This is a genomic window from Amycolatopsis lexingtonensis (genome assembly GCF_014873755.1).
GTDB lineage: Bacteria > Actinomycetota > Actinomycetes > Mycobacteriales > Pseudonocardiaceae > Amycolatopsis > Amycolatopsis lexingtonensis.
In genome coordinates, this window is sequence record NZ_JADBEG010000001.1 from 5373930 (window position 1) to 5398825 (window position 24896).

Genomic DNA, 24896 nt, shown 5'->3' on the forward strand with positions numbered 1-24896 from the left:
GCACCGCATCCTCCTTGATGACAGCGGAAAAAGTCTTATCGGGGTTGCACCGGGCCGCGCGGGCGCAGGCCGTACATGCCACCGTCGACCGCGAGCGCGGTGCCGGTGGTCGAAGCGGAAAGGGGACTCGCGAGGTAGACGACGGCGTTGGCGACCTCGTCGGCGGTGACCAGCCGGCCCATGGGCTGGCGCGCGGCGAGGGCCGCGCGTTCGGCCGCCGGGTCGTCGGCGGCGTCGAGCAGGCGGCCCACCCACGGGGTGTCCGCCGTGCCCGGGCAGACGCAGTTGACGCGGATCCGGTCGGGCAGGTGGTCGGTCGCCATGGCCAGGGTCAGCGAGAGCACCGCGCCCTTGGTGGCCGAGTAGAGCGCGCGGTTGGGCAGGCCCGCCCAGGCCGCGATGGAGCAGGTGTTGACGATCGCCGCGGACGGCGAGTTCTTGAGGTGCGGCAGCGCGGCGCGGGCGAGCCGGACCATGCCGACGACGTTGACGTCGAACACGCGGTGCCACTCGTCGTCGTCGTTGGCCGTGACGTCGCCCTGCGCGCCGATGCCCGCGTTGTTGACGAGGATGTCGAGGCGCCCGAAGCGGTCCACGACGGCGTCGATCGCTTCGCGGACTTCCTGATCGGAGGAGACGTCGCAGCGGAAGCCGTCGTCATCCGGTTTCAAGTCGAGTACCGCCACCTGCGCGCCGCGCTCGGCCAGCAGGGTGGCGACAGCCTTGCCGATGCCCGAGGCGCCTCCGGTGACGGCGGCCACCAGGCCCTCGAATTCACTCACTTGCGGTCTCCGTCCACTCGGGACCGTCCGGGAAGCGGAACCGGCGCAGCGTGGCGTCGTGCATGCGCGCGGAGAACCCGGGTGCGGTCGGGGCGAGGTACCGGCCGCGCTCGACGACGGCCGGGTCGGTGAAGTGCTCGTGCAGGTGGTCGACCCACTCGATCGAGCGGTCCGCGTCGGTGCCGGACACCGCGACGAAGTCGAACATCGAGAGGTGCCGGACGAGTTCGCAGAGCCCGACACCGCCGGCGTGCGGGCACACCGGGACGCCGAACTTGGTGGCGAGCAGCAGGATCGCGAGGTTCTCGTTGAAGCCGCCGACGCGGGCGGCGTCCAGCTGCAGCACCGAAATCGCGTCCGCCTGCAGCAGCTGCTTGAACACCACGCGGTTCTGGACGTGCTCGCCGGTCGCGACCTTGATGGGCGCAAGCGCTTTCGCGATGGCGGCGTGGCCGAGGACGTCGTCGGGCGAGGTCGGCTCCTCGATCCAGTACGGGTCGTACGGCGCGAGTTCGGTCATCCAGTCGACCGCGGCCTGGACGTCCCAGCGCTGGTTGGCGTCGACCGCGATCCGGACGTCCGGCCCGACCGTCTCGCGAGCCAGCTTCATGCGGCGGACGTCGTCCTCGAGGTTGCCGCCGACCTTCAGCTTGATCATCCCGAAGCCGTCCGCGACGGCCTGTTCGGCGAGCCGCACGAGCTTCGCGTCGGCGTACCCGAGCCAGCCGGGAGACGTGCTGTAGGCGCGGTAGCCATTCGCTTCCAGCTGCTTGGCGCGCTCGGCTCGGCCGGGTTCCGCGCGGCGCAGGATCTCCAGGGCCTCGGCTTCGGTGAGCGCGTCGGACAGGTACCGGAAATCGACCAGGGAGACGAGTTCTTCCGGGGTCATGCGCGCGGCGAACCGCCAGACCGGGAGGTTCGCGCGGCGGGCGGCGAGGTCCCACGCGGCGTTGACGATCGCGCCGACGGCCATGTGCGCGACGCCCTTTTCCGGGCCCAGCCAGCGGAACTGCGAGTCGCCGACGAGCGTGCGGGACAGGTCGCCGAGCGCGCCCGCGTCCTCGGGGACGTCCCGGCCGACGACGTGCGGGGCGAGCGCGCGGATCGCGGCGGCCTGGACGTCGTTGCCGCGGCCGATGGTGAACGCGAGGCCGTAGCCGTCCGGGCCGCCGTCGGTGTGCAGCACGACGTAGGCGGCGGAGTAGTCCGGGTCGGGGTTCATCGCGTCCGAGCCGTCCAGTTCCTTCGACGTCGGGAACCGGACGTCGAGGACCTCCATACCGATGATCTTCGCCATGGTCAGGCCTGCCTCGCGACCTGGCGCTGCCGCCCGAGGCCGTCGATCTCGAGCTCGATCACGTCGCCGTCGCGCAGGTACGGCTTCGGGTCGGGCTGCCCGAGCGCGACGCCTTCCGGTGTGCCGGTGTTGATCAGGTCGCCGGGGCGCAGCACCATCACCTGGCTCAGGTGGTGGACGATCTCGGCGACGCTGAAGATCATGTCCTTGGTGGACGAGTCCTGCTTCTTTTCCCCGTTGATCCACAGCCGCAGGCCGAGGTCCTGGGGGTCCGGCACCTCGCTCGCCTGGACCAGCGCCGGGCCGAGCGGGTTGAAGTTCTCGCACGACTTGCCCTTGTCCCACTGGGCGGTGCGGAACTGCAGCTCGCGCTCGGAGACGTCGTTCGAGACGACGTAACCGGCGACGTACTCGAGGGCTTCGTCGACGCTCTCGAGGTAGCGGGCGGTCTTGCCGATGACGACGCCGAGCTCGACCTCCCAGTCCGTGCTCGCGGAGCCGCGCGGGATGAGGACGTCGTCGCCGGGGCCGACCACGACGTCCGGCGCCTTCATGAAGACGACGGGCTCGGTGGGCGGCGTCGCCCCGGTTTCCTCGGCGTGGCGGCGGTAGTTCATGCCGATGCAGACGACCTTGCCGGGCTGGGCGATCGGCGAGCCGACGCGGAGCCCTTCGACGTCGGCCTTCGGCAGCTCCCCGGCGGCGAGCGCGGCGGCGGCACGCGCGATGCCGTCCGCGGCGAGGAAGCCGCCGTCGACGTCGGCGGTCAGCCCGCCCAGCTCGTAGGTGGTGCCGTCGCCGTCCCGCACGAACGGGCGCTCACTTCCCGGCTCTCCGAGGCGCACTAGCTGCACGGATATTCCCTTCACCCACAACCGACCAGACATCCGATGTATATCGCAGTCGCGGGCCTCGATCCAGAGCCAGCGGCGAATAGCCCGGAAATTGGTCGGATCAGTATCCGTTAACGCTCATTTGAGCACAGGGTGTCACCGATCACAGCCGGAATAGCCCCGCCGCCGGGGTCGCTGGTCGGAGTCAGGACCCGGAGGAGGCCGATGACCACCACGGCGGAACGTACCGCGACCAGCGGGCGCGCGCAGCTGAAGTTCGTCCTCATCCTCGGTGGCCTCTCGGCGTTCGGGCCGCTGTCGATCGACATGTACCTGCCGGCGCTCCCCCGGATGGCCGAGGACCTGCGCGCGGCGGACAGCACGGTCCAGCTGACGCTGAGCGCGTTCATCGTGGGGCTGGCGCTGGGCCAGCTGGTGCTCGGCCCGCTGTCGGACGCGTTCGGCCGCCGCCGCCCACTGCTCGCGGGGCTGGTGCTGTACGTCGTCGGCTCGGTCCTGTGCGCGGTGAGCCCGGACGCGTGGCTGCTGGTCGGCGCGCGGTTCATCCAGTCGCTGGGCGCCGCCGCGGGCGTCGTGATCGCGCGGGCCACGGTCCGCGACCTCTACTCCGGCACCGCGATGACGAAGTTCTTCTCGACGCTGATGCTGGTCAGCGGCCTGGCCCCGATCCTGGCCCCGCTGATCGGCGGCCAGCTGCTGAACTGGACGTCGTGGCGCGGGGTGTTCGTCGCGCTGACGGCGTTCGGCGCGGTGCTGCTGGCGGTGGTCGTGTTCTTCCTGCCGGAGCCGTCCCCGGTCCGGACCCCCGCCCGGCTCGGCCAGGTGATGCGGACGTACGGGCGGCTGGTGGCGGACCGGTCGTTCGCGGGCTACGCGCTGGCGTCGGGGCTGCTGTTCGCCTCGATGTTCGCCTACATCTCGGGATCGTCGTTCGCGCTGCAGGGCGTGTACGGGCTCAGCCCGCAGGCGTACAGCGTGGTGTTCGGCGTCAACGGCGTGGGAATCGTCCTGGCGGGCCAGCTCAACGGACGGCTCGTGGGACGGGTTTCCGAGCGGGCGCTGCTGTCGTCCGGGCTGCTCTTGGGGGTCGTCGGCGGGGCACTGGTGCTGGCCTCGGCGTTGTTCCGGGCGCCGCTGGCTCTGCTGCTGGTGTCGCTGTTCCTGCTGGTGTCGAGCATCGGGCTGGTGATGCCGAACGCGAGTTCACTGGCGCTGGCTTCGCACGCCCGGTCCGCGGGGTCGGCGTCGGCGTTGCTGGGGGTGCTGCAGTTCGTGGTCGGCGCGGCGGCGACACCGCTGGTGGGCCTCGGCGGGCCGGGAACGGCGGTGCCGATGGCCGCGACGATGGCGGGGTTCGCCGCGCTGGCGCTGGTGGCTTTTCTCGCGCTGACGCGGAAACCTCAGCCCGTCGGCTTGGTCGCGTAGCCGGGCAAGCCGCACCAGTCGGAGCGGTCGAAGGTGTCCGGGTGGTCGAGGATTTCGCGGACCCGGCGCGCCCAGGTTTCGAGCCAGGCGTCCCCGGACCGCTCTGCGATCCGGGCGGTCTCGCGGAAGTCCTCCTTGGCCGGCGCGTGGCCGACCACGCAGTAGAGGCTGCTGAGCAGCGTTTCGCGGGCCGGGCAAGCGGGATCCCCGGCCAGCTCGAGCAAGAGGGGAAGGTTCCCGGGCTCGGCGAGCAGGATGTCCCAGTCCTGCATCGGCTCGCCGGCACCGCTGTACGCCCAGGCGCGGATTTCCGCGTCGGTCGGGTGGAAGCTGTCTTCGAAGTCTGATTCCTTCACGAGGCGATACTCGCACGAAGATCAGGTCAGCGAGGCCAGATCCGCGGTCTTCAGCTGTTCCGCCGTCACCTTCGCCCGGCCGTCCACCAGCGTGCCCAGCGCGTCCCCGTCGTCCCACATGTTCACGTTCATCGCCGCCGCCACTTCGCCGTCGCGGAGCCAGAACGCCGTGAACTCGCGGGCCGCCAGGTCCCCGCGCACCACAAGTTCGTCCGTGACCGGGTCCGCGAGACCCCGGTACTCGCACCCCAAGTCGTACTGGTCGGTGAAGAAGTACGGCGACGCCAGGAAAGGCTCGTTCTCCCCCAGCAGGTTCTGCGCCACGTGCGTGCCCTGGTCCTTCGCGTTCGCCCAGTGCTCCACCCGGATCCGGCGGCCGTAGCGCGGGTGGAAGTGGGCCGCGATGTCGCCCACCGCGTACACGTCCGGGGCCGCCGTGCGCAGGCCCGCGTCGACGCAGACGCCGCCGTCGTCGGACAGTTCCAGGCCGGCCGCGTGGGCCAGCTCCACCCGGGGAGCCGCGCCGACCGCGATCAGGACCACGTCCGCCCGCAGCTCTTCGCCGCTGCCGAGGCGGACGCCGCGGACGCCGTCCGGGCCGCCCGTGATCTCCGCTACCTGCTCGCCCAGGCGGTAGTTCACGCCGTTCGAGACGTGCAGGTCGCGGAAGACGCCGCCGATCGTCTCGCCGACTACGTTGGCCAAGGGCACCGGGACCGGGTCCACCACCGTCACGTCGGCGTTGTGCGTGCGGGCCGCCGCGGCGGCCTCCGAGCCGATCCAGCCCGCGCCGACGATGACCACCCGCTCCGCTTCCGCGAACGCCGAGCGCAGCTTCAGCGCGTCGTCCAGGGTGCGCAGCGTGTACAGCCCCGGCAGGTCGCCGCCCGGGACCGGGAGGGTGCGGGGGCGAGAGCCGGTCGCCAGGACCAGGCGGTCGTAGCGGTGCTCGCCGCCCGCGTCGTCGAGGACCAGGCGGGCGCCCAGCTCGACGCGGGTCGCCGTGACGCCGGCCGCGAACCGGACGTCCTTCTCCGCGTAGAACTTCTCTTCGTGCACCCAGTCGGGCTCGTCGGTGTTGCCCAGCAGGATGCCCTTGGACAGCGGCGGCAGCTCGTACGGGCGGTGCGGATCCGCGCCCATCAACAGGACTTCGCCGGTGTAACCACGCTCTCGCAACGCGGCCGCGGCGGACGCCCCGCCCAGTCCCGCACCGACGATGACGATCTTCCGCGGCTCCGACATCAGCGACCTCCCACGACGACGAGACGGTGCGGACGGTACTCCGGAACCGGCCGCGCCACGACCGGGGGATACGCCGGAAATCCGCGAAGCGCAAGACAAAACCCGCGAGTAGGCAGATCGGGTGAACCCGCGTCATAGCACCGGCACGGCCCCATCCCACCCTCGCACGAAGCACGATCGACGAAGGAATCGGAGGGCGGCGACCATGAGTCGGGGCGAGTGGTCGATCGGCTGTCGCGATCTGGCCGGCAGGCGCAGGGACGTGACGGTGTTCGTCAGCAACGACAAGGTGGTGCTGGTCGCGCCGCCCGGTGAGGCGGCGGTGCTCGGGCCGCTCGACGTCGGACGGCTGCGGGCCGCATTGCGTGACGCCGTCGTCGCGACGGCCGACGAGACGGCGCAAACCTGACCCGGCGGCCGACCCAGGGCGCCGGCAACCTGGTGCCCGGCCGACCGGGTGTGGGCGGTGTGACCGATGTGGCTGCAGGACCTGGTGTTCTGGTCCCGGATGCGCCCCAATGTGGCGTTCGGTGCGTCCCACGCACCCAATGTGGCGTTCGGTGCGTCCAACGGCCGCCGCGGGCCCGACTTTGGCGGGGGCCCGGGGTTCGCTCCCCTGGGCAACACTGACAACTACCGTTCCTACTTTCCAGTAGGTTAGAGTCGGTCCCGACGGAAGGGACCGGCCATGACGACCTACTTCGTGACGGGTGCGACGGGTTTCATCGGGAAACGCCTGGTCGCGCGGTTGCTCCGGCGGCCGGAGACGTCCGCTGTGTACGCATTGGTGCGGGAAACCTCCCGCGAGCGGCTGGCCGCGCTGAGCCGGGACTGGGCGAGCGCGGAGAAGCTGCGGCCCGTGGTCGGCGACCTCGCCGAACCCCGGCTCGGCGTCGACCCCGCGGGGTTCGAGCACCTCGACCACGTCGTCCACCTGGGCGCGGTCTACGACCTCACCGCCGGTGAAGAGGCCAACCGGCGCGCCAACGTCGAGGGCACCCGGCACCTGCTCGCCTTCGCCGCCGCGGCGGGGGCGGGGCTGGTGCACCACGTGTCCTCGATCGCCGTCGCGGGCGACCACGCCGGGCGGTTCACCGAAGCCGACTTCGACCTCGGCCAGCGCTTCGGCTCGCCGTACCACGCGACGAAGTTCCAGGCCGAGAAGCTCGTCCGCGAGCAGGCCCTGCCCTTCCGCGTCTACCGGCCCTCCGCCGTCGTCGGCGACTCGCGCACCGGCGAGATGGACAAGGTCGACGGGCCCTACTTCTTCCTCCCCGCGATCTCGCGGCTGGCGGCGCTGCCCCGGCGGCTCCCGCTGGCCGCCCCCGACCTCGGCGCGACGAACCTGGTGCCGGTCGATTACGTCGTCGACGCGATGGACCACCTGATGCACCGGGACGCGCCGTCCGGGTCGACCTACCACCTCGCCGCCGCGCGGCCGCAGTCGCTCAACTCCGTCTACAACGCCTTCGCGCGCGCCGCCGGCGGGCCGGTGATCCGGGCCGCGCTGCCCGCCCGGCCGTCCGGAGTGGTCCGGCGCGTGGGCGGGCGGGTCGCGAAGGCGGCCGCGGCCGGGATCGACCGCGTGCCCGGCGGCCGGACCACGCGGGCCGCCGTCCTCGAAGAGCTGGGCGTCCCGCTCGAAGTGCTGCCGCACCTGAGCATGCCCGTCGAGTTCGATACCGCGCGCACCACGACGGCGTTGTTCGGCAGCGGCATCACATTGCCCGAGCTCCGTGACTACGCGGGCCCGCTCTACCGCTACTGGCAGGCCCACCTCGACCCCGACCGCGCCCGTCGCACCCATGGCCTCGCCGGGCGGACGGTGCTGGTCACCGGCGCGTCGTCCGGGATCGGCCGGGCGTCGGCGCTGGCCGTGGCGCGCAAGGGCGCGAAGGTGATCCTCGTGGCCCGGCGCGCGTCGGAACTCGAAGAGGTGCGGGAAGAGATCCTCGCGGCGGGCGGCACCGCGGCGGCCTACCCGTGCGACCTCACCGACGGCGACGCGGTCGACGCGCTCGTCAAGGACGTCCTCGGCGACCACGGCGCGGTGGACGTGCTGGTGAACAACGCCGGCCGGTCGATCCGGCGCTCGGTCGCGCTGTCCACCGAACGGTTCCACGACTTCGAGCGCACGATGGCGATCAACTACTTCGGCCCGGTGCGGCTGATCCTCGGGTTCCTGCCGTCGATGGCCGAGCGGCGGTTCGGCCACGTCGTCAACGTGACGACCCAGGGCCTGCAGACCGACACCCCGCGCTTCTCCGCGTACCTGGCGTCGAAGGCGGCGCTGGAGGAGTTCGGGCTGACGGCCGGGCGCGAGACGCTCTCGGACGGCATCACGTTCACCTCGGTCCGGATGCCGCTGGTGCGGACGCCGATGATCGCGCCGACCGGCTACCGCGGGCTCCCGTCGAGCAGCCCGGAACGCGCGGCGGCCCTGGTGGTGAAGGCGTGCGAGGAGCGGCCGGAGATCCTCAGCCTGCCCGAAGGCCGCGCGGCCGAACTGGCGGCGCTCGTCGCGCCGCGGCTCGCCCGCTTCGCCGCGCACCTCGCGTATTCGGCCGTGCGGGAGTCGGCGCCGGAAGCCCGGGACCTCCCCCGCCGCCCCGCGCCGGCGTCGGTCGCGGCGGCGGTGACCCGCTCGATCTGGCGCCGTCGTGCTTGATCCCCGCGTATTCCGCCGAAACGCTGGCACGGCGGCGACGGTACTTCTACCCTCGCGCGAGTTCCCGCACACCGGTGCGGGCGTGAACTGGGGAGCTGGAAATGCCGGAAATCACCACTGGGGAAACAGCCGAGATCGGCACCGCACGGCCCACCTTCGGGTGAGCTGAGCCGGCACGGTTGATCCGTGAATGCCACATCGAGGGACGTAACGTCTCTTGATGTGGCATTCACGGCCTTCGGCCCGGTGGTGCTGTCCATGCCGGGGCGAAGACCGGCCGCTACCATCGCTCCCGGGTGTGATCGGGAGCGGAAGGCGGGCGAGGCGTGGACGTGGCGAGTCCTGCGCACGCCGCCGCGGAGCCCGCGCCCCCGAAGACCGCGCGGCCGGTGCTGCGCTGGGCCGTCCACGCCGGCTGGGTCGTGCTGCTCGCCCTCGCCACCGAACTCCGCGTCGGCCGCTTCGGGTTCCACCCCTCCGACCAGGGCTTCATCCTCGCGCAGGCGTGGCGCGTGCTGCACGGCGAAGTCCCGCACGCCGACATCATCTCCGCGCGCCCGCTCGGGTCCGCCGTGCTGCACGTCGCCGACTTCGCCCTCCCGATGCCGCTGTTCTTCGGGTCGAGCTTCCTGTCGATGATCGAGATCATCGTGGCGACGATCGCGTTCGCCGCGCTCGTCACCCGGCGCCGGGTGCTGGACTGGGGCCCGGGCATGACGGCGATGGTCGCGGCGGCGTCGCTGATCAACCTCAACGCCTTCCCGCTGATGGCCTGGCACACCGTCGACGGCATCGCGCTCACCGCGTGCGGCGCCTGGGCGCTGGACACCGGCCTGCGCTCCGGCCACACTCTCGCCCGCCGCGGCGGGCTGGTGCTGCTGGGCTGCGCGGTGTTCGTGAAGCAGAGCTTCGCGCTGGCCGCCGTGATCGGCGTGCTGTGGCTGCTGCTGCACCCGGCCACCCGGGCGGGCACGCGACGCGTCGTGCGAGTGCTGCTCGACCTGCTCGCGCTCGGCGCGCCCGGGCTGGCGTACGTGGCTTGGGTCGCCCTCGGCGGCGGGTTCGCCGAGATGGTCGAGCAGCTCACCGGCGGCGTGCCCGCGTACGGCGAACGGCTGCTCGGGTTGTGGCTGGCCGACCCCGAGGTGCTGACCAAGGCGCCGGTGCGCGAACTCGGTTTCTTCGCCGCCATCGCCGTGGTGCTGCTGGCCGTCCGGCTGCCCGGCGACCGGCTCGGCGCGGCCGGGCGGGTCGCGTCGTGGCTGCTGGTGCTCGCCGGGGCGGCCGCGGTGGTCTGGACCGTCGTCGACGGCCGGTTCACCGGCTCCTCGCGCTGGGCGGACGTCCTGTGGTGGATCGTCGCGGTCAGCGTGCCGGTGAACGCGGCCGTGGCGCGGAAGGTGCCGTGGGCCGGGCTGCTGGTGCTCGCCACCGGGTTCATGACCAGCCTGTCGTGGGGCAACGACACCCCGACGCTGCTCACCGGCACCCTCGCGCTGACGGCGTTGCTGCTGCTGAGCCACGTCGTCCCGCCGCGGCCGCGGCTGGCGCGCCGCTGGGTGACCGCGACGGCCGGGCTGACCGCGGTCGCGGTGTGCGGCTGGGTCGTCGTCGCCCGCCACGACCAGGCCGCCTACCTCGACCTCGGGCACGACCGGCTGACCGCGGACCTCGGCGACGTCAGCCCCGCGATGTCCGGCATCCGCACGAACCCCTCGACCTACGCCTACGTCCGCCAGATCCGCGACTGCGTCGACCGCTTCCCGGCCCCGCGGACGGCGGTCCTGCCGGACAACGCGTTCGCCTACCCCGCCTTCGGCCTGACCAACCCGTTCCCGCTGGAGTGGCCGCTGCCGCTGGAGATCGTCGGCGACGCACCCGAGCGGATGCTCGCGAAGAGCGACGAGCTCAACCGCGAAGGCGGCTACCTGGTGCTGTTCCAGACGGTGCCGAGCCGCCTGCTGGCCACCGGCGGCCCGGTGCCGGCGGAGGTCCCCGCCGACACCCCGGTGTTCACCTACCTCGGCCTGGAGCGGGCGATCCAGGCCCGGCTCACCGGCCGCGTGGTGACCTGCGGCAGCTTCGTGGGCAAGTACGCGCCCTGAGTTTCAGGAAGCGCGCCCGGCCTCGCTGAGCGCGCTGAACACCTCGATCAGCGCCCGGGCGACGGTTTCCCCGTCGGTGCCGGACATCAGCTCGCCGAACTGGACGCTTTCGGCGGCGACCTTGGCGCTGCGGACGGCCATCGCCCGCTCGTACTCCGCCAGCGCTTCTTCGACCGGGTGCGTGGCCAGGGCTTGCCCCAGCTCGGCGCCGTCGAGCATGGCCAGGTTGGCGCCTTCGCCGTTGACCGGCATGAGGTGGGCGGCGTCGCCGATCAGCGTCACCCCGGGCACCCGGTCCCACTCGTGCCCGGCCGGCAAGGTGTAGTGGGGACGCAGGACGGGCGCGGTGTCGCCGTCGGTGATCAGCGCCGTGAGCTCCGGTGCCCAGCCCTCGAACTCCGCCGCGATCCGCGCGGCCGCCGCGGCGGGATCACCGAAGTCGACGGCGTCGAACCACTCCAGCGGCCGCGTGAACGAAACGTAGGTGTGCAGCGTGTCCCCGCTCTCCCGGTGGGCGTGGATCCCCTTGCCGGGCGCGGGCACCATCAGCGAACCGCCGCCGACGGCTTTCGCGGCCGCCGGGTGGCGGGTGTCGGCGTCGTGGAGGTGGATCTCGACGAACGCTTCGCCGACGTACTCGGGTTTCGCCGCCGTCAGCAGCGGCCGGATCCGCGACCAGGCGCCGTCCGCGCCGACCAGCAGGTCCGTGACGACCGTGGTGCCGTCGGCGAAGACGACTTCGTGCCGCCCGCCGGCGAGGGTCCGGGCGCCGGTGACCTTCCGTCCCCAGTGGACGGTGCCGGGCGGCAGCGAATCCAGCAGCATCTGCCGCAGTTCGCCCCGCTGCACCTCGGGACGGCCACCGGTACCGTCGTCGGCCTTCTCGAACAGGAGCTTCCCGTTCGCGTCGAGGACGCGCATCGCTTGGCGGCCTTCCAGGATCAGGCCCCGGAACTCGGTCATCAGCCCGGCGGCCTCGACGGCCAGCTGGCCGTTGTAGTCGTGGATGTCGAGCATCCCGCCCTGCAACCGCGCCATCGGGGACGCTTCGGCTTCGTAGACCTCGGCTTCGATGCCGTGGACGTGCAGGACGCGGGCGAGGGTGAGGCCGCCGAGGCCGGCGCCGACGATCGTGACTGGGGTGTGCATCCGTGCTCCTCCGGAATTCGTGGTGACTTCCGAAGGCTGGCGCGGCGCACTGGCGCGGGCCGCACACCGCGCTGGCACGGACCTGGTAGCGCGGTCAGTCCGCCAGCAGGTCGTCCGGGCTCCCGCTCGCCAGCCCGGCCAGCACGTCCAGCGCGGCGGCCAGGGTCTCCACCGGCGGCGCCGACACCGCGACCCGCACGGCGTTCGGCGCGTGGCCGGGCAGCACGGCGAAGGCCGCCGCCGGGGACAGCGCGATCCCGCGCTTGGCCGCGGCCGCCACGAACGTGTCCGCGCGCCACTGCTCCGGCAGTTCCCACCAGCGGTGGTACGAAGCCGCGTCGCCGCGCAGGCCCGGCAGCTTTTCCCCGACCACCAGCGCCCGCGCGGCGGCGTCCCGGCGCTTGGCGGCTTCGACTTCGGCGAGGGTGCCGGTGACGATCCACTGGGTCGCCGCTTCGACTGCGAACCGGGACGCCGCCCAGCCGCCCGAGCGCACCGACGACGCCAGCCGCGCGGCCCAGCGCGGTGGCGGCACCAGGAAACCCGCCGTCAGGCCGGGTGCGACGCGTTTGGACAGGCTGTCGGCGAAGACCGTCCGCTCGGGCGCGTACGCGGCGAACGGCCGGACGTCGTCGCGCAGGAACGTGTAGATGCCGTCCTCGATCACCGGCAGGTCGAGCCGCGCGACGACGTCGGCCAGCTCTTCCCGCCGTCGCGGGGACATCGTCGTGCCCAGCGGGTTGTGCAGCGTCGGCTGGACGTACAGCGCGCGCACCGGCTCGGCCGCGGCGAGCGCCGCCGGCACGAGGCCGTCCTCGTCGGTTTCGATCGGCACCAGCTCGATCCCGAGCCGCGAAGCGAGGGCTTTGACCACCGGGTACGTCAGCGACTCCACCGCGAGCCGCTCCCCCACCGGGACGAACGCGGCGATCGCCGCCGCGATGGCCTGCCTGCCGTTGCCGGTGAACAGGACCGCCGCCGGGTCCGGCCGCCAGCCGCCGCGGGCGAGCAGCGACGCCGCCGCCGTCCGCGCCGCCGGGGTGCCCGCGGCACCGATCGGGTGCAGGGCCGCGGTCAGGACGTCCGCGCGCAGCAACGGTTCCAGCGCTTTCGCCAGCAGCGCCGACGCCTCGGGCAGGACGGCGAAGTTGAGCTCGAGGTCGACGCGGGCGTCGCCGGGCTCGGCGAGCGCGGGCTCGGGCGGCGGCTTCGCGGCCCGGACGAACGTGCCGCGGCCGACCTCGCCGACCGCCAGGCCACGCCGGACGAGCTCGCCGTAGACGCGGGCGGCGGTGGAGTTCGCGATGCCGCGCTGGCGCGCGAAGCGGCGCTGCGGCGGGAGCCGGTCGCCGGGGCGGAGGCGGCCCGCCTCGATGTCGGCGGCGAGGGCGTCCGCGACGACGCGGTAGTCGTCCATCTCCACCTTCCCGCTTCCGGTCGCTCCTGAGCATGATCCCAGGCCGCCCAGGACCCCGCCGTCCCGCCTCGCGAGCGCCCCAAGGCGGCCTTGGTTGCGTCTGACGCACCGAAGGCCGCCTTGGGTGCGTCTGACGCACCGAAGGCCACATTGGGGCGCTGGGTCCGCTGTCGCGATCTCCGGTGCCTGGCGTCCCAGCCCGCTAGGTTGGCCGTGGAGGTGCCATGACCGACAAGACCTGGACCGAAGTCGACGACTACCTCACCGAAGCCCTGCTCGCGCCCGATCCGGTGCTCGACGACGCGCTCGCCGATTCGGCCGCCGCCGGGCTGCCGTCCATCGCCGTCGCGCCCAACCAGGGCAAGCTGCTGAACCTGCTCGCCCGCCTGTCCGGGGCGCGGACGATCCTCGAGATCGGCACGCTCGGCGGGTACAGCACGATCTGGCTGGCCCGCGCGCTCCCGGCCGGCGGCAAGCTGGTGACCTGCGAATACGAACCGAAGCACGCGGAAGTCGCGAAGGCGAACCTGGCGCGGGCGGGCTTCGGCGAGGACGTCGCCGAAATCCGCGTCGGCGCCGCGCTGGACACGCTGCCCATGCTCACCGGGCCGTTCGACTTCGTGTTCATCGACGCCGACAAGGCCAACCTGGCGAACTACGTGCGGGCCGCGCTCGAGCTGTCCCGGCCGGGCACCGCGATCGTCGTCGACAACGTGGTGCGCCAGGGCCGGGTCGCCGACGCGAGCAGCGACGACCCGAACGTCCGGGGCGCGCGGGCGATGTTCGACGTGCTCGCCGCCGAGCCGCGGCTGGACGCGACCGCCGTCCAGACCGTCGGGACCAAGGGGCACGACGGCTTCGTGCTGGCCATCGTCCGCTGATCAGCGCGGTGGCCGCGCCACCGGTGACGGCGGCGGCACCACCTGGTGCGCCGCCGTCATGAACGCGCGCCAGACGTCGGCCGGGACGACGTCACCGGTCAGCTTCGCGCCGCCGGCGTCCTTCAGCCGCCGGTCGTCGTCGGAGCCGATCCAGACCGCGGTCGCGAGCTGCGGGGTGTAGCCGACGGCCCAGGCGTCCTGGTTGTCCGGGCTGTTGCCGTGCTCGGCCTCGCCGGTGCGCAGCGCGGCGCCGCCGCGGTCGGTCAGGGTGCTCGTGACGTCCCGGGCGACGCGGTGGCTCGCGTCGTCGTCGCCGAACGCCGGGGTCGCGGTGTCCGGCGCTTCCCAGATCACCGCGCCGCTCTCGTCCCGGACCTTCGCGACCAGGTGCGGGGTGGCGCGCCGGCCGTCGGCGGCGAAGGTCGCGTAGGCGCCGGCCAGGTCGAGCGGCCGCACCGGGTAGCGGCCGATCGCGATGCCCGGCCCGATGAGGAAGCCGTCCTTCTCGCGCATCGTCGGCACGCCGTCGACGGTCTCCGGGATGCCGGCCTGGCGCGCGGTCTCGCTCAGCGCGTCCGGGCCGAGCTGCTTCGCCAGCGCGACGAACGGGCCGTCGGCGTGGCTCGTCATCGCCGTGCGCGGGGTGCACTTCGGGCCGCAGACGTCCGGGTACTGGAAGCTCTCGCCGAGGAACTCGAGCTTCGACGGCGACGGGATCGGCTGATCCGCGCCGTAGCCGTGGCGCAGCAACGCGGCGAGCGTGAAGGGGTAGAACGCCGAGCCCGGCGCGTGCGAGGTACCCGCGTAGTCGCGGACGCCCTGGTCGCCGCCGTTGTAGGCGCGGACGGCACCGGACCGCGGGTCGATCGCCACGACCGCGCCGCGGAACTCCTTCGGTTCGCCCTTCAGCCGCTCCTGCAACGCTTTCTTGGCGGCGTCCTGCATCCCGCGGTCCAGCGTCGTCTCGACCGTCATGTTCCCCTGCTGGAGCCGGTTCAGCGGGAAGCCTGCCCGGTCGAGCTCGGCGAGCACCTGCTGCTTGACGTGGAATTCGTCGTAGGTGACGCGGCCCGCGCGGGTTTCCGACGGCGGCTGGATTTCCGCGCCGGGGTACGCCATCGCCTCGCCGGCCTTCACGTACCCGCGGCCGCGGAGCTTGTCGCGCACGTACTCCCAGCGCCGCGTGGCGTGGGCGTCGCCGGAGGCGGCCGGGTCGTGCACCGACGGCGACTGGATCATCCCGGCGAGGAAAGCCGCTTCGCTCCAGGTGATCGAGTCGTCGAGCTTCCGGCCGAAGTAGGCGTTCATCGCCGCCGACGGCCCGAACGTGCCGCGGCCGAAGGAGATGATGTTGACGTAGCTCTCGAAGATCTGTTCCTTGCTCTGCTCCTGGGTGATCTTCGTGGCCAGCACGAGCTCGGCGAACTTGCGGCCGATCGTGGCGTCGTCGTCGCCGGTGGACTTCTTGATGTACTGCTGGGTGATCCCGGAGCCGCCGCCGACGCCGGTCAGGAACGCGCGGCCGATGCCGGTCGGGTCGAAACCCTGGTTGTCCCAGAAGGTCGGGTCCTCGGTGGCGATGATGGCGTCCCGCAGCTTCGCGGGCACCTGCGCGTAGGGCACGAACATCCGGTCGCCGTCGGCCGGGATCACCTTCAGCAGCTCGGATCCGTCGGCGTACTGCAGCACGACGGTCTTGTCCAGCCCGGCCAGGACCTCTTGCGGGCTGCGGACGTCGAGCACGAGGTAGGCGACCCAGAACGCGATCAGCGGGACGCCGACGAACACCCCGGCCGTCCAGTACGCGATCCGCCGGACGCGCCGCCACCGCCGCCGTCGCGGGGTGGTCTCAGTCGATTCCTCGGTCGGTTCCTCGGTCGGCAAGGTCACGAATGGATGACGGCCGGACGGGTGAAAAGGTTCTGTGGAGAACCGACGGGGGTTGTTCGAATCCTGTCAAGACGTCCCCTTGGCCCGGCGGGGCGCCGCCGAGCGGGGTGGCGTCGAGCGCATGTGGTCCCGCACCGGCGCCAGCAGGCCGGCGAGCGTCTCGACGTCGGCGCGGGACAGCTTCTCGAACAGCAGGCCCGAGACCACCTCGACGTGCCCGGGCAGCACCCGGGCGAGCCGCTCGCGCCCGGCGTCGGTGATGGTGACCGTCGTGCTCCGCTCGTCGTCCGGGGACGGGGCGCGGGTGACCAGGCCCGCTTTCTCGAGCAGGCTCGCCTGGTAGGTCAGGCCGCTGCGGCTGTAGACGACGCCGTCGGCCAGGTCGGTCATGCGGTGGCTGCCCGACGGCGAGTCCCCGAGCCGGGCCAGCAGCTGGAACTGGACGTAGCTGAGCTCGCCCGCCTCGCGCAGCTGCTGCTCGACCGCGTGCCGCAGCAGGCTCGTCACCTCGATGAGGTCGAAGTAGGCGCCGAGCTGCACGGGGTCGAGTGAGGGTGTGCCCATGGCCGGAGTGTACTGCTTCGAATTCGAAGTGGTGCGGTGGTGCAGACTGGCGCCATGTCGCTGTCCGAACTCGGCGCCGCGGTCCGCTGGTTGCGTGAACACACTTCGCCACCCGGACCTCGGGCCGGGCGACGGGTGCGCGGACTGCGCCGGGAAGAGCTCGCCGAGCTGGCCGGGGTGTCCGCGGACTACGTGCGACGGCTGGAGCAGGGACGCCGCCACCCGTCGGCCGGCGTGGTGACCGCCATCGCCCGCGCGTTGCGGGTCAGCCGGGCGGACTACGAACGGCTCTGCGCGCTCGCCGGGTACGCCGCGACGGACGGGCTGGTACCGCGCGAAGCCGGCGCGGCGGCGATCCGGCTGCTGGAGCGGTTCGACGACACTCCGGCGTTCCTGACCGACACCGCGTGGAACGTCGTCGCCGTCAACGGCGCGTGGCTGGCGCTCGGCGGCGGGGCGGCGCCCGGGCGCGCGCGGGACTGGAACGTCGCGTGGCGCACGTTCTGCGACGCGCGCGGGGAGATCACCCGCACCGACGAGCACCAGGCCGGGTTCCGGGCCGCGCTCGCCGCCCGGCTGCGCGACACGCACCTGCGCCACCCCGGCGACCCCGCGCTGGCCGAGCTCGTCGACGAGCTGCGCAGCACCAGCCGGGCGTTCGACGTCTTGTGGCGCAGCCCGGAAACGGTGTCCGCGTACGAAAACCGGGCCGTGTTCCGCACTCCGGACGGCGAGGACATCGCGCTCGACGGCAGCCTGCTCGGGGTGCCCGGCGACGACCTGATGGCGGTGGTCCTCACCGCGGCCCCGGGCTCGGCCGACGCGGCCCGCCTCGGCGAGGTCGTCCGCGCCGCCCGCGGGCCGGCCGTGCTCAGGGTGGGCCAAACCGGCCCAGGCTGACCGGGGCCGCGCCCACGATCCTGGGTCCCGGGTGGATCAAGGACGTCTCCCGAGCCGGCGGTGACCGGCATCACTTGCTTCGAATTCGAAGCAGTTGTACTGTTCCCTTCAGTTGCTTCGAATTCGAAGCTTTTCCCGAAAGCGAGAACCCCGATGAAGGCAGTGCGTTTCCACGACTACGGCACCCCCGACGTCCTGCGGTACGAAGAAGCCGACCTGCCGGTGCCCGCCGCCGGGCAGGTCCGGCTCCGGGTCGCCGCGACGTCGTTCAACCCCGTCGACGGCAACATCCGCGGCGGTTTCATGCGCGGCCCCATCCCGGTGGAGCTGCCGCACACCCCCGGCATCGACGTCGCCGGCACGGTCGACGAGCTGGGCGAAGGCGTCGAGGGCCTCGCAGTGGGCGACCGGGTCGTCGGCTTCCTGCCGATGGACGGCGCTGGCGCGGCCGCGGAGTACGTCGTGGCACCGGCGTCGGTCCTCACGTCGGCACCGGCGGACGTCCCGCTGGCGGACGCCGCGGCGTTGCCGCTGGTGGGGCTGACCGCTTACCAGGCGCTGTTCGACCACGCGAAGCTGACCGCCGGGCAGCGGGTGCTGGTCAACGGGGCCGGCGGAGCGGTCGGCGGGTACGCCGTGCAGCTGGCGCACGGCGCCGGCGCCCACGTCATCGCCACGGCGGGCCCGCGCAGTGGGGCATCGGTCAAGGCGGCCGGCGCCGACGAGGTCGTCGACCACACGACCACTTCGGTGCCCGCGGCGGTGACGGAGCCGGTCGATGTCGTGCTCAACCTGGCCCCGGTCGACCCGGCGGAGCTAGCCGCGCTGGTCGGCCTGATCCGCCCGGGCGGGGTGCTGGTGAACACGACGGTGTGGATGCCCGCGCCGTCGGATGAAGCGCGAGGGGTGCGCGGGATCGATCTGTTCGTCCGCAGTGACGCCGGGCAGCTGGCGAAGCTGGTGGGGATGGTCGACCGGGGCGAGCTGCGGGTCGAGGTCGCCGAGCGGGTGGCGTTGCCCGAGCTGCCGGCGCTGCACGCACGGGCCGCCGAGGGCGGGGTGCACGGCAAGGTCGTCGTCGTGCCTGCTTGAGCGTCAGGACAGGAAGGCGCGGAGCAGGGACGCCGTGCCTTCGATGTGCTCCGCCATCGCCTGGCGGGCCGCGGGGGCGTCGCCGGCGAGGATGGCGTCGACAATGGCCTCGTGCTGGGCGTTCGAGTGCTCGAGGTTGGGCGGGAGCAGCGGGATGCGGTCGAGCAGCTGGTTGACGCGGGTGCGGGCGTCGGCCATCGCCGTGGTCAGGGAGCCGGATGCGGTGACCTCGGCGATCGCCAGGTGCAGCCGGGAATCCTTGCGGCGGTAGTCGTCGAGGTCGGCACCCGCGGCCTCGGCGAGCGTGCCGGTGAGGTGCTGCCGGTCGGCGGGGCTCAGCGAACGCGCGGCGGCCATCTCCGCGGCGCCGGTTTCGAGGACGTAGCGGAGGCTCAGCGCGTCCTCGAGCGCGACGGTGTCGACCTTGCCGCTGGGTGATTTCTCGGAAGGTGCGGGAAGGCTGTCGTTCACGAACGTGCCGCCGTACCGGCCCCGGCGTGACTCCACGTAACCAGCGTCGGCGAGGGCGCGGATGGCTTCCCGCAGCGTCACGCGGCTGACCCCGAGCCGCTCGGCCAGCTCCCGTTCCGACGGCAGCCGCTCCCCCGCGCCGACCACCCCGAGCCGGATCGCCTGCAGCAGCCGCTCGACGGTCTCCTCGAAGGCGTTGCCCGCGCGAACCGGCCGGAACAGCGCTTCACCGGCGTTCGCCACCGAGGTCGACTCCATCCCGCGAGTCTAGGCCCCCGGCGTTGGTCACCGAGTGTTCACGCCGGGGTGTTCGCGCCGCGGAAAACCGGTGGATCCGGACGGCCACGGTGAGCGACGATGGAGCGACCGACACCGAACATCGACGCAGGGGGCGATCCGGTGCACTTCCTGATGGCCGAGGACTTGGTCCACGAACGGGAGAACGAGCTGCGCCACCGCGTGCGCAACCGCCCGCCCGGCGGGGCGGCGCCCCGACGCCGAACGGGCACGAGACGCCAGCAGTTCGGCTGGACCCTGGTCGAGGTCGGCCTGCGGCTGGCGACCGAGCCGGACGGAGCTAGCGCCGCTAGAAAAACGCATCTTTCCTAGGGAAAGTTCGGCCTCGGCGCCCCCGAGCCGCATCTTTCTCGGGGAAAGTGGCGGCGTCAGCACTCGATGACGTTCACCGCCAGCCCGCCGCGCGCGGTCTCCTTGTACTTCACGCTCATGTCCGCGCCCGTCTCGCGCATCGTCTTGATCGCCTTGTCCAGCGTCACCACGTGACTGCCGTCGCCGCGCATCGCCATGCGGGCCGCGTGGATCGCCTTCGACGCGCCCACCGCGTTGCGCTCGATGCACGGGATCTGGACCAGGCCGCCGACCGGGTCGCACGTGAGGCCGAGGTGGTGCTCCACGCCGATTTCCGCCGCGTTCTCCACCTGGGCCGGCGAGCCGCCGAGGACTTCGGTCAGGCCCGCCGCCGCCATCGCCGACGCCGAGCCGACTTCGCCCTGGCAGCCGACCTCGGCGCCCGAGATCGAGCCCGTCTGCTTGAGGATCGAGCCGATCGCGCCCGCGGTGAGCATGAACTTCACGATGCCGTCGTCGCTGGAGTGGCGGATGAAGCGCTGGTAGTAGTGCAGCACCGCCGGGATGATGCCCGCCGCACCGTTGGTCGGGGCGGTGACGACCCGGCCGCCCGCCGCGTTCTCCTCGTTGACCGCCAAGGCGTACAGGCTCACCCAGTCCATGGCGTACAGCGGGTCGTCCGCGCCGTCTTCGGCCAGCAGCTTTTCGTGCAGCGACTTCGCGCGCCGCGGCACCTTCAGGCCGCCCGGGAGGACGCCTTCGTGCGTGCAGCCGTTGCGGACGCACTCGGCCATGACCGCCCAGATGTCCAGCAGGCCGGAACGCACCTCTTCGCGCGAGCGCCAGGCCAGCTCGTTCGCCAGCATGACCTCGCTGATCGGCAGCCCGGTTTCCGCGCAGTGCCCGAGCAGGTCCGCGCCGGTGCGGAACGGGTACGGGACCGGCGTGGAGTCCTCGACGAACACCGCGTCCGTCTCGTAGGACTCGTCGCGGACGAACCCGCCGCCGACCGAGTAGTACGTCCGCTCGCGCAGCAGCCCGCCCGCGGCGTCGAACGCGCGGAACACCATGCCGTTCGGGTGCGCGGGCAGCGACTTGCGGCGGTGCATGGTGAGGTCGGTGTCCTCGTCGAACGCGATCTCGTGCGACCCGGCCAGCCGAAGCCGCCCGGACTCGCGGATCTCCGCGACGCGCACCGGGACGGTGTCGGTGTCGATCTCTTCGGGACGTTCACCGGAGAGCCCGAGCAGGACGGCTTTGTCGCTGCCGTGGCCGAAACCGGTCGCGCCGAGCGAGCCGAACAGCTCGGCCTGCACGCGGGACGTCCGCGCGAGGTCGTCGCCGAGACCGTCCACAAAGGTCAGTGCCGCCCGCATCGGCCCGACGGTGTGGGAGCTCGACGGGCCGATGCCGATGGAAAACAGGTCGAAGACGCTGATCGCCATTGATCCGCCCCTTCCTATCGCGCCAGCAGCGAGCTGGCTTCTTGCGCGGCCGGGCCCTGGTCGGCGAGGTGCCGCAGGTTCTCCGGCAGCTCCTCCCCACGGTAACCCTTGGTCTGCGCGTAGAGCCGTCCCGCGCGGTACGACGAGCGCACCAGCGGACCGGCCATCACACCCGCGAAGCCCATCGCCTCGGCAGCGCGAGAGTGCTCGACGAACTCCTCCGGCTTCACCCACCGGTCCACCGGGTGGTGCCGCGGCGACGGACGCAGGTACTGCGTGATCGTCAAGATCTCACAGCCCGCATCGACCAGATCCCGCATCGCCGGAGCCACCTCGTCCGGGGTCTCACCCATGCCCAGGATCAGGTTCGACTTCGTCACCAAACCGGCCTCACGCGCCTTCGTGATGACCTCCAGCGAACGCGCGTACCGGAAACCGGGGCGGATCCGCTTGAAGATCCGCGGCACCGTCTCCACGTTGTGCGCCAACACCTCCGGCCGCGACCCGAACACCTCAGCCAGCTGGTCGGGATCGGCGTTGAAGTCCGGAATCAACAGCTCCACACCGGTGCCCGGGTTCAAGTCGTGGATCTGCCGGACGGTCTCGGCGTACAGCCAGGCGCCACCGTCTTCCAGATCGTCGCGGGCCACGCCGGTGACCGTCGAGTACCGCAGCCCCATGGCCTGCACCGACTCCGCGACCTTCCGCGGCTCGGTACGGTCCAGCTCGGCAGGCTTGCCGGTGTCGATCTGACAGAAGTCACATCGCCGCGTGCACTGATCGCCACCGATCAGGAACGTGGCCTCACGGTCTTCCCAGCACTCATAGATGTTAGGACAACCGGCCTCTTCGCACACCGTGTGCAGACCCTCGCGGCGCACCAGGCCCTTGAGTTCGGTGAACTCCGGCCCCATCCGCACCCGCGTCTTGATCCACGGCGGCTTCTTCTCGATCGGCGTCTCACTGTTGCGAACCTCGAGACGCAGCAGCTTCCGGCCCTCGGGCAGCGCGCTCATCGCGAAAGGCCCGCGTACAACGGGTGCTTCGCGGCCAGCGCCTCGACGCGGTCGCGCAGCTTCGCACGCAGGGCGTCGTCGAAGTCCGGCTTGAGCGCCTCGGCGATGACGTCGGCGACCTCGGTGAAGTCCTCGGCCTGGAAGCCGCGGGTGGCCAGCGCCGGGGTGCCGATGCGCAGGCCCGACGTGATCATCGGCGGGCGCGGGTCGAACGGGACGGCGTTGCGGTTGACCGTGATGCCGACCTCGTGCAGCCGGTCCTCGGCCTGCTGACCATCCAGAGTGGACTGGACGAGGTCGACCAGCACCAGGTGGACGTCGGTGCCGCCGGTCAGGACGCGCACACCGGCGTCCGCGCAGTCCGACTGCGACAGCCGCGAAGCCAGGATCCGCGAGCCTTCGAGGGTCCGCTCCTGACGCTCGCGAAACTCCTCGCTCGCGGCGATCTTCAGCGCGACGGCCTTGGCCGCGATGACGTGCTCCAGCGGCCCGCCCTGCTGGCCAGGGAACACGGCCGAGTTGATCTTCTTCGCCAGCTCCTCGCGGCTGAGGATGAGACCGCCGCGCGGGCCGCCGAGGGTCTTGTGCGTGGTCGTGGTGACGATGTCGGCGTGCGGCACCGGCGACGGGTGCAGCCCGGCCGCGACCAGCCCGGCGAAGTGCGCCATGTCCACCATCAGCTTCGCGCCGACCTTGTCCGCGATGCGGCGGAACTCGGCGAAGTCGAGCTGACGCGGGTAGGCCGACCAGCCGGCGATGATCAGCTTCGGCTCGTGCTCGACGGCCAGGCGCTCGATCTCGGCGAGGTCGACGATGCCGGTCTCTTTGTCGACGTGGTAGGCGACGACGTTGTAGAGCTTGCCCGAGAAGTTGATCTTCATCCCGTGCGTCAGGTGGCCGCCGTGCGCCAGGTCGAGGCCGAGGATCGTGTCGCCCGGCTTGAGCACGGCGAACATCGCGGCCGCGTTGGCCTGCGCGCCCGAGTGCGGCTGGACGTTGGCGTGCTCGGCGCCGAACAGGGCCTTCGCGCGGTCGATCGCGAGCTGCTCGACGACGTCGACGTGCTCGCAACCGCCGTAGTAGCGGCGGCCCGGGTAGCCCTCGGCGTACTTGTTGGTCAGCACCGAGCCCTGCGCCTCGAGCACGCCCACCGGGGCGAAGTTCTCCGACGCGATCATTTCCAGGGTGGACTGCTGGCGGGTGAGCTCGTCGGCGACGGCCGCGGCGACCTCGGGGTCGACGTCGGCGAGGTGGGCGTCGAAAGTCGGCATCAGTTCTCCTGGGTGTGCGCGGCGTACGCGGCGGCGTCGAGCAGTTCCGGCACGTCCCCGGACAGACGCACCTTCAGGAGCCATCCTTCGGTGTAGGGGTCGGAGTTGATGACCTCGGGGGTGTCCGATGTGGTGCCGTTCACCTCGACGACCTCGCCGGAGACGGGCGCGTACAGCTCGCTGACCGACTTGGTCGACTCGACCTCGCCGAACACCTCGCCGGCGGTGATGGTCGAGCCGGCGTCCGGGAGCTGGACGAACACGATGTCACCGAGCGACTCGGCGGCGAAGGCGGTGATGCCCACGGTGGCGATGCCGTCTTCGACGGACAGCCACTCGTGTTCCTTCGTGTACTTCAGGTTCTCGGGGATGCTCACAGGAAGTCCTTTACGCGCGGGAGTAGAAGGGCAGGGCGACGACCTCGACGGGCTCGATCCTGCCCCGGATGTCGACGGACAGCTCGGTGCCGGGCTCGGTGTACGCCCGATCGACGTACGCCATGGCGATCGGGTAACCCAGCGTCGGCGACAGCGCGCCGCTGGTGACCTCGCCGATCTCGACGCCGTCGGCCAGCAGCTTGTAGCCGTGCCGCGGCGCGCGGCGACCGGTTCCGCGAAGGCCGACCCGCACCCGCGGGACGTCCTGCTTGGACCGCTCTTCCAGCGCGGCGCGACCGACGAAGTCGCCCGGCTTCTCGAACTTGACGACCCGGCCGAGCCCGGCCTCGAACGGGCTCTGCTCGACGGTGAGTTCGTTGCCGTACAACGGCATCCCGGCTTCCAGCCGCAGCGTGTCGCGGCAGGCAAGACCCGCCGGGACCAGGCCGTGTGGCTCGCCCGCGGCCATGAGCAGCCGCCACAGCGCCGGCGCCTCGTCGGCGTCGACGAACAGCTCGAAGCCGTCCTCGCCGGTGTAGCCGGTGCGGGCAAGCAGGACGTCGTGGCCCTTCACCGACGCCGGGACGCTGGCGTAGTACTTGAGCGCGTCGAGGTCGGCGTCGGTCACGGCGCCCAGGATCTCGACGGCCTTCGGCCCCTGGACGGCGATCAGCGCGGTGGTCTCGGACTTGTCGTCCACGACCGCGTCGAAGCCCGCGACCCGCTCGGCCAGCGCGTCGGCGACGACCTTCGCGTTGCCCGCGTTCGCGACGACCAGGTAGTGCTCGTCGGCCAGCCGGTAGACGACCAGGTCGTCGAGCACGCCGCCCTCGGCGTCGCAGATCATCGTGTACCGCGCCCGGCCCGGCTTGACCCCGGTCAGGTTGCCGACCAGCGCGAAGTCCAGGACGTCGGCCGCCTGCTTGCCGGTGACGTGGATTTCGGCCATGTGCGACAGGTCGAACAGCCCGGCCGCCTCGCGGACGGCCTTGTGCTCGGCCAGCTCGCTGGCGTACCGGACCGGCATGGACCAGCCGGCGAAGTCGGTGAACAGCGCACCGAGTCCCTTGTGGACTCCGTGCAGGGAGGTTTCCTTCGACACT

Annotated in this window: 23 protein-coding genes; 8 read left to right on the forward strand and 15 right to left on the reverse strand. The window is 72.0% G+C overall.

Annotated elements, in window-relative coordinates:
- Positions 1-35 precede the first annotated feature (35 nt).
- Genes H4696_RS24130 through H4696_RS24140 form a run of 3 tightly spaced genes read right to left on the reverse strand, consistent with a single transcriptional unit; the run spans position 36 to position 2933 of the window.
- Positions 36-782 (reverse strand): SDR family NAD(P)-dependent oxidoreductase, encoded by a 747-nt coding sequence (locus H4696_RS24130; RefSeq protein ID WP_086859525.1) that lies wholly within the window; start codon positions 780-782, stop codon positions 36-38.
- Positions 775-2079 (reverse strand): enolase C-terminal domain-like protein, encoded by a 1305-nt coding sequence (locus H4696_RS24135; protein ID WP_086859527.1) that lies wholly within the window; start codon positions 2077-2079, stop codon positions 775-777. The genes H4696_RS24130 and H4696_RS24135 overlap by 8 nt, the downstream gene beginning before the upstream one ends.
- A 2-nt stretch (positions 2080-2081) precedes the next feature.
- The gene (locus H4696_RS24140; RefSeq protein WP_086859529.1) at positions 2082-2933 is read right to left on the reverse strand and encodes a fumarylacetoacetate hydrolase family protein; all 852 of its coding nucleotides are present in this window, start codon (positions 2931-2933) and stop codon (positions 2082-2084) included.
- A gap of 204 nt (positions 2934-3137) precedes the next feature.
- On the opposite strand from H4696_RS24140, the gene H4696_RS24145 reads away from it, so the two are divergent.
- Entirely contained in the window at positions 3138-4358 is a 1221-nt protein-coding gene (locus H4696_RS24145; protein ID WP_086859531.1) for a multidrug effflux MFS transporter, read from the forward strand.
- On the opposite strand, the gene H4696_RS24150 is transcribed toward H4696_RS24145, so the two are convergent.
- Positions 4334-4714, reverse strand: a complete 381-nt coding sequence (locus H4696_RS24150; protein ID WP_086859533.1) for a hypothetical protein — start codon at positions 4712-4714, stop codon at positions 4334-4336. The genes H4696_RS24145 and H4696_RS24150 overlap by 25 nt on opposite strands.
- Before the next feature lie 21 nt (positions 4715-4735).
- A complete protein-coding gene (locus tag H4696_RS24155; RefSeq protein ID WP_086859535.1) occupies positions 4736-5959 on the reverse strand; it encodes an NAD(P)/FAD-dependent oxidoreductase in 1224 nt (407 codons plus the stop codon).
- A gap of 205 nt (positions 5960-6164) precedes the next feature.
- Here H4696_RS24155 and H4696_RS24160 point away from each other — a divergent pair, with 205 nt between their 5' ends.
- From H4696_RS24160 to H4696_RS24170, 3 genes are all read left to right on the forward strand, one after another.
- Positions 6165-6368: a hypothetical protein gene (locus H4696_RS24160; RefSeq protein WP_086859537.1), complete on the forward strand. Its 204-nt coding sequence runs from the start codon at positions 6165-6167 to the stop codon at positions 6366-6368.
- Between the two features lie 279 nt (positions 6369-6647).
- Positions 6648-8627 carry an SDR family oxidoreductase gene (locus tag H4696_RS24165; RefSeq protein ID WP_086859539.1) on the forward strand — a complete coding sequence of 660 codons (1980 nt, stop codon included), beginning with the start codon at positions 6648-6650 and terminating at the stop codon, positions 8625-8627.
- A 326-nt stretch (positions 8628-8953) separates the two neighbouring features.
- Positions 8954-10732, forward strand: a complete 1779-nt coding sequence (locus tag H4696_RS24170) for a hypothetical protein (RefSeq protein ID WP_086859541.1) — start codon at positions 8954-8956, stop codon at positions 10730-10732.
- A 3-nt stretch (positions 10733-10735) separates the two neighbouring features.
- On the opposite strand, the gene H4696_RS24175 is transcribed toward H4696_RS24170, so the two are convergent.
- Entirely contained in the window at positions 10736-11881 is a 1146-nt protein-coding gene (locus H4696_RS24175; RefSeq protein WP_086859542.1) for an FAD-dependent oxidoreductase, read from the reverse strand.
- A 94-nt stretch (positions 11882-11975) separates the two neighbouring features.
- A complete protein-coding gene (locus tag H4696_RS24180) occupies positions 11976-13298 on the reverse strand; it encodes an aminotransferase-like domain-containing protein (RefSeq protein WP_169734968.1) in 1323 nt (440 codons plus the stop codon).
- A gap of 224 nt (positions 13299-13522) precedes the next feature.
- Between H4696_RS24180 and H4696_RS24185 the strand changes: the two genes are divergently transcribed.
- Positions 13523-14179 (forward strand): O-methyltransferase, encoded by a 657-nt coding sequence (locus H4696_RS24185; protein ID WP_086859546.1) that lies wholly within the window; start codon positions 13523-13525, stop codon positions 14177-14179.
- Here the strand turns inward: H4696_RS24185 and H4696_RS24190 are convergent, their stop codons facing one another.
- Together H4696_RS24190 and H4696_RS24195 are read right to left on the reverse strand one after the other, a co-directional pair.
- On the reverse strand, positions 14180-16069 hold the full coding sequence (locus H4696_RS24190) for a transglycosylase domain-containing protein (RefSeq protein ID WP_169734969.1): 1890 nt from the start codon (positions 16067-16069) through the stop codon (positions 14180-14182).
- Positions 16070-16135: 66 nt separating this feature from the next.
- Positions 16136-16633 carry a MarR family winged helix-turn-helix transcriptional regulator gene (locus H4696_RS24195; protein ID WP_086859547.1) on the reverse strand — a complete coding sequence of 166 codons (498 nt, stop codon included), beginning with the start codon at positions 16631-16633 and terminating at the stop codon, positions 16136-16138.
- A 54-nt stretch (positions 16634-16687) separates the two neighbouring features.
- Between H4696_RS24195 and H4696_RS24200 the strand changes: the two genes are divergently transcribed.
- Positions 16688-17533, forward strand: coding sequence for a helix-turn-helix domain-containing protein (locus tag H4696_RS24200; RefSeq protein ID WP_192782507.1), 846 nt, complete (start codon positions 16688-16690; stop codon positions 17531-17533).
- A 153-nt stretch (positions 17534-17686) separates the two neighbouring features.
- The gene (locus H4696_RS24205) at positions 17687-18625 is read left to right on the forward strand and encodes an NADP-dependent oxidoreductase (RefSeq protein ID WP_086857014.1); all 939 of its coding nucleotides are present in this window, start codon (positions 17687-17689) and stop codon (positions 18623-18625) included.
- Between the two features lie 3 nt (positions 18626-18628).
- Here the strand turns inward: H4696_RS24205 and H4696_RS24210 are convergent, their stop codons facing one another.
- Positions 18629-19354 (reverse strand): FadR/GntR family transcriptional regulator, encoded by a 726-nt coding sequence (locus tag H4696_RS24210; protein WP_169734846.1) that lies wholly within the window; start codon positions 19352-19354, stop codon positions 18629-18631.
- Between the two features lie 99 nt (positions 19355-19453).
- Between H4696_RS24210 and H4696_RS24215 the strand changes: the two genes are divergently transcribed.
- Positions 19454-19705: a hypothetical protein gene (locus H4696_RS24215; protein WP_086857015.1), complete on the forward strand. Its 252-nt coding sequence runs from the start codon at positions 19454-19456 to the stop codon at positions 19703-19705.
- Positions 19706-19761: 56 nt separating this feature from the next.
- Here H4696_RS24215 and H4696_RS24220 read toward each other — a convergent pair whose 3' ends face one another.
- Genes H4696_RS24220 through gcvT form a run of 5 tightly spaced genes read right to left on the reverse strand, consistent with a single transcriptional unit; the run spans position 19762 to position 24895 of the window.
- Entirely contained in the window at positions 19762-21129 is a 1368-nt protein-coding gene (locus H4696_RS24220; protein ID WP_086857016.1) for an L-serine ammonia-lyase, read from the reverse strand.
- Between the two features lie 14 nt (positions 21130-21143).
- The gene (gene lipA / locus H4696_RS24225) at positions 21144-22145 is read right to left on the reverse strand and encodes a lipoyl synthase (RefSeq protein ID WP_086857017.1); all 1002 of its coding nucleotides are present in this window, start codon (positions 22143-22145) and stop codon (positions 21144-21146) included.
- A complete protein-coding gene (gene glyA / locus H4696_RS24230; RefSeq protein ID WP_086857018.1) occupies positions 22142-23416 on the reverse strand; it encodes a serine hydroxymethyltransferase in 1275 nt (424 codons plus the stop codon). The genes lipA and glyA overlap by 4 nt, the downstream gene beginning before the upstream one ends.
- Entirely contained in the window at positions 23416-23793 is a 378-nt protein-coding gene (gcvH, locus tag H4696_RS24235; protein ID WP_086857019.1) for a glycine cleavage system protein GcvH, read from the reverse strand. The genes glyA and gcvH overlap by 1 nt, the downstream gene beginning before the upstream one ends.
- A 10-nt stretch (positions 23794-23803) precedes the next feature.
- The gene (gcvT, locus tag H4696_RS24240) at positions 23804-24895 is read right to left on the reverse strand and encodes a glycine cleavage system aminomethyltransferase GcvT (RefSeq protein ID WP_086857020.1); all 1092 of its coding nucleotides are present in this window, start codon (positions 24893-24895) and stop codon (positions 23804-23806) included.
- Position 24896: the final 1 nt, after the last annotated feature.

Bases quoted from the DNA above. Each gene is read 5' to 3' on its own strand.
- H4696_RS24135 (WP_086859527.1), bottom strand. From the start codon at position 2,079: ATGGCGAAGATCATCGGTATGGAGGTCCTCGACGTCCGGTTCCCGACG.
- H4696_RS24145 (WP_086859531.1), top strand. From the start codon at position 3,138: ATGACCACCACGGCGGAACGTACCGCGACCAGCGGGCGCGCGCAGCTG.
- H4696_RS24155 (WP_086859535.1), bottom strand. From the start codon at position 5,959: ATGTCGGAGCCGCGGAAGATCGTCATCGTCGGTGCGGGACTGGGCGGG.
- H4696_RS24160 (WP_086859537.1), top strand. From the start codon at position 6,165: ATGAGTCGGGGCGAGTGGTCGATCGGCTGTCGCGATCTGGCCGGCAGG.
- H4696_RS24165 (WP_086859539.1), top strand. From the start codon at position 6,648: ATGACGACCTACTTCGTGACGGGTGCGACGGGTTTCATCGGGAAACGC.
- H4696_RS24175 (WP_086859542.1), bottom strand. From the start codon at position 11,881: ATGCACACCCCAGTCACGATCGTCGGCGCCGGCCTCGGCGGCCTCACC.
- H4696_RS24180 (WP_169734968.1), bottom strand. From the start codon at position 13,298: ATGGACGACTACCGCGTCGTCGCGGACGCCCTCGCCGCCGACATCGAG.
- H4696_RS24185 (WP_086859546.1), top strand. From the start codon at position 13,523: ATGACCGACAAGACCTGGACCGAAGTCGACGACTACCTCACCGAAGCC.
- H4696_RS24195 (WP_086859547.1), bottom strand. From the start codon at position 16,633: ATGGGCACACCCTCACTCGACCCCGTGCAGCTCGGCGCCTACTTCGAC.
- H4696_RS24200 (WP_192782507.1), top strand. From the start codon at position 16,688: ATGTCGCTGTCCGAACTCGGCGCCGCGGTCCGCTGGTTGCGTGAACAC.
- H4696_RS24205 (WP_086857014.1), top strand. From the start codon at position 17,687: ATGAAGGCAGTGCGTTTCCACGACTACGGCACCCCCGACGTCCTGCGG.
- H4696_RS24210 (WP_169734846.1), bottom strand. From the start codon at position 19,354: ATGGAGTCGACCTCGGTGGCGAACGCCGGTGAAGCGCTGTTCCGGCCG.
- H4696_RS24215 (WP_086857015.1), top strand. From the start codon at position 19,454: ATGGAGCGACCGACACCGAACATCGACGCAGGGGGCGATCCGGTGCAC.
- H4696_RS24220 (WP_086857016.1), bottom strand. From the start codon at position 21,129: ATGGCGATCAGCGTCTTCGACCTGTTTTCCATCGGCATCGGCCCGTCG.
- lipA (WP_086857017.1), bottom strand. From the start codon at position 22,145: ATGAGCGCGCTGCCCGAGGGCCGGAAGCTGCTGCGTCTCGAGGTTCGC.
- glyA (WP_086857018.1), bottom strand. From the start codon at position 23,416: ATGCCGACTTTCGACGCCCACCTCGCCGACGTCGACCCCGAGGTCGCC.